The sequence below is a fragment of the Erwinia sp. PME.40.26/001 genome (genome assembly GCF_055556675.1).
In genome coordinates, this window is sequence record NZ_JBVHNP010000449.1 from 1 (window position 1) to 234 (window position 234).

The 234-nt window shown below is 72.6% G+C and carries 1 protein-coding gene; it reads right to left on the bottom strand.

The genetic code is table 11. The features are described from left to right. Nucleotides 1-234: SbcC/MukB-like Walker B domain-containing protein (locus tag ACZ3HG_RS24930; RefSeq protein WP_465335237.1), on the bottom strand; the 234-nt coding region annotated here is incomplete at both ends.

The window sequence follows — 234 nt, forward strand, 5'->3', positions numbered from 1 at the left end:
TGAGCGCCTCGTCGAGGAACACCGGGGCGTAGCGCGGGCGCTCGGCACCGGCATCCCCGAGCTGGTAGCGCAGAGCCGCGCCGACGATGAACGCGATGAGCTCCTGCGACTCGCCGCCGGACTTCTCGCCGATGTGGTCGTACAGGGCCACGTGCTCGCCCGTCGCGGCGCGGAAGCGCTCGGCGCTCACCCGCACGTGGTTGCGGACGTCGACGAGGTCGGCGAAGTCGGGCG